Origin of the sequence: Cryobacterium breve, assembly GCF_004402375.1 — a bacterium.
Classification (GTDB): Bacteria; Actinomycetota; Actinomycetes; order Actinomycetales; family Microbacteriaceae; genus Cryobacterium; species Cryobacterium breve.
In genome coordinates this window covers 25141-32307 of record NZ_SOGJ01000035.1, presented here as the reverse complement: position 1 = coordinate 32307, position 7167 = coordinate 25141, and the positions used below count along the sequence as shown (strand labels likewise).

The 7167-nt window shown below is 68.8% G+C and carries 6 protein-coding genes; 3 read left to right on the top strand and 3 right to left on the bottom strand.

What is annotated here, in order from left to right:
• Positions 1 to 24: 24 nt before the first annotated feature.
• The gene (locus E3O65_RS15695; RefSeq protein ID WP_134364663.1) at positions 25 to 789 is read right to left on the bottom strand and encodes an IclR family transcriptional regulator; all 765 of its coding nucleotides are present in this window, start codon (positions 787 to 789) and stop codon (positions 25 to 27) included.
• A 132-nt stretch (positions 790 to 921) separates the two neighbouring features.
• On the opposite strand from E3O65_RS15695, the gene hutH reads away from it, so the two are divergent.
• The 3 genes from hutH (at position 922) to E3O65_RS15680 (ending at position 4665) form a co-directional block, all read left to right on the top strand.
• The gene (gene hutH / locus E3O65_RS15690) at positions 922 to 2472 is read left to right on the top strand and encodes a histidine ammonia-lyase (protein ID WP_134364662.1); all 1551 of its coding nucleotides are present in this window, start codon (positions 922 to 924) and stop codon (positions 2470 to 2472) included.
• Between the two features lie 193 nt (positions 2473 to 2665).
• Positions 2666 to 3313: a response regulator gene (locus E3O65_RS15685; RefSeq protein WP_134364661.1), complete on the top strand. Its 648-nt coding sequence runs from the start codon at positions 2666 to 2668 to the stop codon at positions 3311 to 3313.
• A 14-nt stretch (positions 3314 to 3327) separates the two neighbouring features.
• Positions 3328 to 4665, top strand: a complete 1338-nt coding sequence (locus E3O65_RS15680) for a sensor histidine kinase (RefSeq protein WP_134364660.1) — start codon at positions 3328 to 3330, stop codon at positions 4663 to 4665.
• Here E3O65_RS15680 and E3O65_RS15675 read toward each other — a convergent pair.
• Both E3O65_RS15675 and E3O65_RS15670 read right to left on the bottom strand, forming a co-directional pair.
• Positions 4662 to 5456, bottom strand: coding sequence for a hypothetical protein (locus E3O65_RS15675; protein WP_134364659.1), 795 nt, complete (start codon positions 5454 to 5456; stop codon positions 4662 to 4664). The two genes, E3O65_RS15680 and E3O65_RS15675, sit on opposite strands and share 4 nt — an antisense overlap.
• 1 nt (position 5457) lies before the next feature.
• Complete coding sequence (locus tag E3O65_RS15670) at positions 5458 to 7146, bottom strand: multicopper oxidase family protein (RefSeq protein WP_134364658.1); 1689 nt, start codon at positions 7144 to 7146, stop codon at positions 5458 to 5460.
• Between the last annotated feature and the right edge of the window lie 21 nt (positions 7147 to 7167).

Below are 7167 nucleotides of genomic sequence, written 5' to 3'. Positions count from 1 at the left end.
GCGAGCGCGGCGAGCGCGCCGGGGCTACGTGCCGCGGATGCGCCGGGAGAGTTCGGCGGCGGTGCCGCCGAGCTGGGCGGCGAGCTCCGGCCACTCCGCCTCGGGGATGCGCTCGCGCCGGAACGTGACGGCGATGCCTGCCGCCGGCCAGCCCGCGTGGTCGCGCACGGCCACGGCGACGGATGCCATGCCCTCGGTGATCTCGCCGTCTTCCAGGGCGTACCCGTCCCGGCGCACCTGCTCGAGCAGATGCCGCAGTTCGGTGCCGGTGCGGGGTCCCCGGCCGTCACGCGTGGCGAAGGCGGCGGCGTTGGGGTACAGCGCCCGCAGCTGGGCTGCCGGCAGCGCGGCGAGCAGGGCGCGCCCACTCGCGGTGAGGTGGCTGGGGAGGCGCACGCCGACATCCGTCACCAGGGACGGGCGCCGGGGCGCGCGCTCCTCAACGAGGTAGATCACGTCGCGCCCGTGCAGCACGACGAGATGCGCGCTCTCGCCGAGCCGATCGACGAGTGCGGCGACGAGCGGACGGCCGAGCTGAGACAAGGGCTGCTGCCGGGAGAAGCCCGAGCTCAGCTCGAAGGCGGCCACGCCAAGGCCGTAGCGCTGCTCCTCGGGCACGTGCATCACGAAGCCTTGACCGGTGAGCACCGCGAGCAGGTCATAGACGGTCGAGCGGGGCAAGCCGAGGGCCGTCGCGATCTGGGACGCCGGCACCGGGCCGCGCTGCGTCGCCAGATGCGAGAGGATGCGCAACGTGCCGTGTGCCGCCGGAACCTTCGACGCGGTCATGTGCCTCTCTTCCCGTGAATCTCGGACGGTGAACGCCGGACCGTGACCCGCACGGATCAACTGTCCGGTATCCCGGACACTACCCAGCCTAAACCCGTCGTGCTCGCCTCCCGGCTGGTGTCGAATCGGAGTATGAACCTCGCGAGCGCATCCGTCACCGTGGGCACCGGCCCCCTCCTGTTCTCCGACGTCACCGCTGTGGCCCGCCGCGACGCACCCGTCGTGCTGGCAACGGATGCCCTTGATGGCGTCGCCGCGACCCGCCGCATCATCGACGGACTCGCGCAGGACGTGCACCCGCACTACGGCATCTCGACAGGTTTCGGCGCGCTCGCGACGACGTTCATCGAGAGCGACCGCCGCGCCCAGCTGCAGGCGAGCCTCGTGCGCTCACACGCCGCCGGCAGCGGCCCCGAGGTCGAGCGCGAGGTCGTGCGCGCCCTGATGCTGCTGCGCCTGTCGACCCTGATGACCGGACGCACCGGCGTGCGGCCCGTCGTCGCCGAGACCTACGCGGCCCTTCTCAACGCCGGCATCACCCCCGTCGTGCACGAATACGGCTCGCTTGGCTGTTCGGGTGATCTGGCGCCGCTCGCGCACTGTGCCCTGGCCGTGATGGGTGAGGGCCGGGTGCGGGATGCGGCGGGCACCCTGATGGGCGGCGCCTCCGCCCTGGCCGCGGCCGGCATCACCCCGGTCGTGCTCGCCGAGAAGGAGGGGCTCGCCCTGATCAACGGCACCGACGGCATGCTCGGGATGCTCGTGCTCGCCCTGGCCGACCTGTCCCGCCTGCTCACGACCGCCGACGTGGCCGCGGCCATGAGCGTCGAGGCTCTACTCGGCACGGATGCCGCCTACGCCGCCGACCTGCAGGCCCTCCGCCCACAGCTCGGCCAGGCGCAGAGCGCGGCCAATCTGCGCAGACTGCTGGCCGGTTCTCCCCTGCTCGCCAGCCACGCCGGCCCCGACGACCCCACCGTGCAGGACGCCTACTCGATGCGCTGTGCCCCGCAGGTGCACGGCGCCGCTCGGGACACGATGGACCATGCCGCCTCGGTCGCGAGCCACGAGCTGGCCAGCGCGGTGGACAATCCGGTGGTCACGCTCGACGGCCGGGTACAGTCCAACGGCAACTTCCACGGCGCCCCGGTGGGCTACGTGCTCGACTTCCTCGCCATCGTCGCGGCGGACGTCGCCAGCATGAGCGAACGACGCACCGACCGGCACCTCGACGCCTCCCGCAACAAGGGGCTGCCGCCGTTCTTGGCGCAGGAGGTCGGCGTCGATTCGGGGCTGATGATCGCCCAGTACACCGCCGCCGGGATCGTGTCCGAGCTCAAGCGGCTGGCGGTGCCGGCATCCGTTGACTCGATCCCGTCGTCGGCCATGCAGGAGGACCATGTATCGATGGGTTGGGCGGCCGCCCGCAAGCTGCGCCACTCGATCGACGGACTGGGCCGGGTGCTCGCGATCGAGGTGATGACGGCAGCACGCTCACTCGACCTGCGCGCGCCACTGGTTCCCGGCCCGGCCATCGGTGCGGTGCGGGACCTCGTGCGCACGGTGGCCGACGGCCCCGGCCACGACCGGTTCCTCTCCCCCGAGATCGAAGCCATCGTGGGTCTCGTGGCGACGGGCGCGGTGCGGGATGCCGCGGAACGCCTGACGGGGCCTCTCGCCTGATCCGGTGCGCTGCCGCGCTCCGCGTGCGTTCACGGCACGGTGCGGGGTTCCCAGCTACCCCCACTAAAGGGGGCACCGCGTTCTCTGGACGGCAGGCGCGGTCGCGCGCATAATGAGGGCCTGATCTCCTGGACACGCGGGGCACCCGAGCTCCCCACGACACAGATATCAGCTTTGGAACTATCGGAGAATCATGATCCGCGTCCTCATCGTCGACGACCACACCACCTTCACCGAACTCCTGATCGGCGCCCTCGACCGTGAACTTGACCTGTTCACGGTCGGCACAGCCGGCAACGTACGCAAAGCGATCGAGCTGAGCGCGACCCTGGCCCCCGACCTGATCGTCATGGACTACCACTTGCCCGATGGAAGCGGCCTGGCCGCGGCCGCACGCATCCTGGCCCAGGCTCCCTCCACCCGAATCGTGATCCTGACCGGCGACCCGACTCCGGAGGCCATCGAGCAGGCCGCCATCATCGGCGTGTGTGCCTTCCTTCCCAAGGACGGTTCCCTCGCCGGCCTGCTGGACACCCTTCGGCACGCGCGGAACGGCACCTTTTCGGTGCATCCCTCCCTCGTGGCACAGCTCAGCGCCAGGCGGCGGCTGCAGGATAACGACCTGGCGGTCACGTCGCTCACCCGGCGCGAACTCGACGTGCTGCAGTTAATGGCCGAGGGCAACGACGTGAAGGCCAATGCACTGGCGCTCGGCATCTCCGAAAACACCTGCCGCGGCTACGTGAAGTCCATCCTCGCGAAGCTTGAGGCCCATTCCCAGCTCGAGGCGGTCGTCAGCGCGACCCGACTCGGGCTCGTAATGGTTCGCGAGCGTGTCTAGACCGACGGGCACGGATGTCTAGGCCGGCCATCCGGGCCTGGGATTTCCGCCATCCCGCCGGCGCCACAGCGGCGGAGAAGTCCGAGGTGCGCTCTGCCGTGTTCCGCTTTCTCCTGATCGGCCTGACCGTGCTCATCGCGGTGTCCATTCCCGTCTCACTGTGGATTCGGGCGCAGGCGGAGAGCCACACCCTGGACGATGCCACCGTGATCACCCATCACCTGGCCGACTACACGGTGGGGCCGCTGATCACGGACCAGGCCATCGCCGGCGACCCGGCGGCACTGAAGCTGCTCGACATCCGGGTCGCCCCCTGGCTGGCCGACCGGTCGATCGTGCGCGTGAAGGTGTGGGACGCGCAGGGCCGCGTGCTCTATTCCGACGTGCCGTCACTGATCGGGCGCACCTTCGAACTCCCCGGCTGGAGCGGCGCACTGCTGGCCGGCGGCGCCGAGCGGGCCTCCCTCGAACGGCAGGAGGGCCTGGACAACGACTACGAGGCCGATTCGGGCGAGCTGGTGGAGATCTACGTGCGGGCCGTGGATGCCGCCGGGCGCCCGCTGATCATCGAGGCCTACTTCGATGATCAGACCGTGCACGAGGAACAGGCGAGTCTCCTCCTCAGCATGACCCCCGCCTTCCTACTGTCCCTCATGGTGCTGCAACTGGCGCAGCTGCCGCCCGCGATTCGCCTTGCCCGCAGAATCCAGGTTGACCAGGCGGCGAGACGACAGCTGCTGCAGCACGCGATCCGGGCATCGGACCTGGAACGCCGACGGATCGCGCGCGACCTGCACGACGAGGTCATCCAGGACCTGGCCGGGCTCTCCTATGCTTTGGAAGCCGAGGACAAGCACGGATCCGACGCACGAAGCGCCCTGATCGTCCGCGCCCGCCTGATCCTGCAACGCAATGTGAGCACCCTGCGAGAGATGACCGGTGAACTGTATCCACCCGACCTGGAGCGACTGGGCCTGATCGAGGGCCTGCGTCGCCTGGCCGACCCGCTCACCGAGCAGGGGATCGAGGTCGGTCTCTCCCTTCCGGAGCGCCTGGACCTCGACCGGGATCGATCGGCCATCCTCTACCGGGTGGCCCGGGAGGCGCTGACGAACGCAATGAAGCACGCCCGGGCACACCGGCTCGAACTCACCGTGACGCAGGATGCCGAGCGCATCCGGCTGTGCATCCGCGATGACGGCCGTGGTTTCGATCCGGACGCCCAGGCCCCAGACGGGCACGTCGGTCTGCGAATCATTCGGGACACCATCCGGGTGACCGGCGGAACGCTGGAGATCTCGTCCAGAGGTGGCCACGGAACCCTCATCGTCGCCGCGATCGACCGGGCCTAACCCGTATGTCCGTGGACCGACGGCGTCGGTACGGCACCGGGCACCGGCTCGGTTTCCATCTGCACCCCGATGCCCTCGGTCGAACGTGGGGATACCGAGACGTCGTCGGCCCCAGCGCGGGCCGGACCGGCGATCCCCACACGAATCGACCGGATCAGGTCGTCGCTGAGCAGCGGACCGGTGTAGTCGATACGCAATTCACCGTTGCCGGAGCTCGTGCGATAGTCGCCGAGTGCGTCCGCCAGGATGCCCTCCCGGTCGATCGCCTCCTGGAGCGCAACCGGTTCGTCGGTGCGCACGGTCAATCGGAGGTCGTGCACCAGAACCGGCGCAATATGGAACTGGACACCCGCGGGGAGCGCACCGCCGGACGAGGAGACCAGGTCGAGGATCGTCCCCGCGTCGCCGACTGTTCCTCCCTCGGGCAGTGCCACGATCAGCTGGGGTCCGAGCTGCTCCAGCACGTCGGCATCGAGCACGGTGGGCGACACGTCCAACAGGGGCAGCCGGAGGCGGGCGCCCGCGCGTGCCAGTCGACCGCGCAGCACGGACAGGTCAGCCGCGTCCTGAGAACGGATGGCCACCACAACCCGCCGTCGCACCAGCAGCCCGTCGAATGTCACCGTGGGCCGCCCGTTCCCCAGATCGGACCCTGCCTCGCCGGCCACCGCCGCGGCGACCCCCGCGGCGACCCCCGCCGAGCTCGCCGGGCGAGGTTCGGCCACGGCCGTGCAACCGGTCAACCCGAGGACCAGGAGCACGACCGCGGCCGGTCGGAGCGCCGGGAACACGTCAGGTCCCCGCCGGAAATTCCGGCCGATAGGCCGGCGGAAATGCGTCGAGCGGCGTCGCGTCCGGCACGGGCGGATCAGACGTCACCGGGTCGTTGATGCGCCAGTCACCGACGGAGAACTGCACCATCATGTCGTGGTCCTCGTGGACCAGATTGTGGCAGTGGATCATGTAGCGTCCGCCCGAGCCTGGGCCGGTGTCGAACTGCGTCAGCACCGTGACGGATTCGTTCTCGCCCAGGTAGACGACGTCCTTGGGACCGTTCTCCCATGCGAAGGGCTTACCGCGGTTCGTGTTGCGGCCGGTGATTTTTACGTCGACCAGGTGCACGTGGAGCGGATGGAACCAACCGCCAGACGCGTTGATCAGCGTCCACTCCTCGATGTCGTAGGGCTGCGGGTTGGCGAACAGTTTTGAGAACCCCGATTTCTCGACGTCCGCCCAGGTCACGCCGTTGATCGCCCACTCACCACCGGTTCGATCCACCGTGAGGCTCCGTTTGGCCTTCGCCATCGCCGGCTGGAGACTCATCGTGGCCACGCCGCCACGGGTCGGGTTCAGGGCTCCCCCGTCGTCCAGTGTGGCGGGGATGGTATTCAGCGACGCGGGGCCGGAATCAGCCACCACCTCGAACCGCATGATCTTGTTGGTATTGGCGAAGTCGACGTTGTTCTTATTGCTGAGATTGCGGAGTTCGATCAGCTGCGCGGTGCGGTACTTTCGGAAATCGATCAGGACTTCGTACCGTTCGGCCGTGCCCTGACGCCAGGACTGGACCGCCTGAACGACGGGCACCATTCCCGCATCCGTACCGACGATGTAGACGGGGTCGCGCGTCGACAGAGTGGGGCGGTAGGAGCGGGAAATCGACGCCACGAGCATGCGGAACCGATAGATCCGGGGCTTGACCTTCATCGTCGGCCAGGGCACCCCGTTGACCAGGATGACGTCGCCCCACAGTCCCTTATGGTCGTTGTCGTTGTAGCCAAGAGACCCGTCGGCCTTGAACATCGCATCCGACACCATCAGGGGCACGTCGAATTCGCCCTGCGGCAGTTGGGCCTGCTCGAACCTGTCGGAGAGCGGGTAGAAACCGGCCATTCCCGAGTACACGTTCTGGGCCGTGACGTGCTGGTTGTGGTCGTGGTACCAGAGCGAGCGGGCGGTCTGCCAGTTGGGGTACCGATAGTTCTTGACGTTGCCGGGCGCCGTGAAATCGCTGGCATAACCGTCGTGCTGCGGCAGCGACGCGGAACCGTGCAGGTGGGTGACCGTGCGGAAAGCGCCCGGATGCAGGAGACCGCCCTGCGGGAGCCCGTTGCGTATGCGCACCTCGGTGCGGGTGCCCTGACGGGCGCGGATGGTCGGTCCGGGGAAGATCCCGTTGTAGCCGGCGATCGTGGTGAAGAGGCCGGGCACCAGCTGGGCCTGACCGAGTTTCTGGGTGAGAGCGAAGCGTTCGTAGGGCCGCGACGGATCCCCGTCGTCGAAACCCGTTTCGAAGGGCAGCAGCTCCGGCGGGCGTCGGAAGACGCCAGCGTAGGGAACGGGCATGTTCTGCGGTGCCAGGAGGCTGCTGGTTTGGAGGGGAACGGCGGGCACGGACGGGGTGTCCGAGCCTCCTTTCGTACCGACGATTCCGAGGGCACCGACGGCACCCAACTGCAGGACTTCCCTGCGTGTGGTCATGAGCTCTCCCTGCGGGTGGGG

Coding starts and splice junctions, on each gene's coding strand:
- E3O65_RS15695 (WP_134364663.1), bottom strand. CDS start 789: ATGACCGCGTCGAAGGTTCCGGCGGCACACGGCACGTTGCGCATCCTC.
- E3O65_RS15685 (WP_134364661.1), top strand. CDS start 2,666: ATGATCCGCGTCCTCATCGTCGACGACCACACCACCTTCACCGAACTC.
- hutH (WP_134364662.1), top strand. CDS start 922: ATGAACCTCGCGAGCGCATCCGTCACCGTGGGCACCGGCCCCCTCCTG.
- E3O65_RS15670 (WP_134364658.1), bottom strand. CDS start 7,146: ATGACCACACGCAGGGAAGTCCTGCAGTTGGGTGCCGTCGGTGCCCTC.
- E3O65_RS15680 (WP_134364660.1), top strand. CDS start 3,328: ATGTCTAGGCCGGCCATCCGGGCCTGGGATTTCCGCCATCCCGCCGGC.